The organism is Halalkalibacterium ligniniphilum, from assembly GCF_000334155.1.
Lineage (GTDB): Bacteria > Bacillota > Bacilli > Bacillales > Bacillaceae_D > Halalkalibacterium > Halalkalibacterium ligniniphilum.
Window position 1 is genome coordinate 1 of record NZ_ANNK01000166.1, and the last position, 226, is coordinate 226.

Here is a 226-nt window from a genome sequence, read left to right on the forward strand (position 1 = left end):
CCGCTCGACTTGCATGTATTAGGCACGCCGCCAGCGTTCGTCCTGAGCCAGGATCAAACTCTCCGAAGTACATGGATGTACAAGTGCTGCAACAGGACGTTGCGACCTTAACCTGCCATCCATTTCTATCTTCAAGCTGACTTAGCTCTTCATTAAAAAAATTCATTGACGAGATACCTTGTATCTCTTATTACGCTTGGCTTTTGTTCAGTTTTCAAAGAACTGC

General features: G+C 45.1%; 1 rRNA gene. It reads right to left on the reverse strand.

Features of this window, described 5'->3' with window-relative positions:
* A 16S ribosomal RNA gene (locus BLT_RS0119975) occupies positions 1-69 on the reverse strand; the annotation flags it as partial.
* Between the last annotated feature and the right edge of the window lie 157 nt (positions 70-226).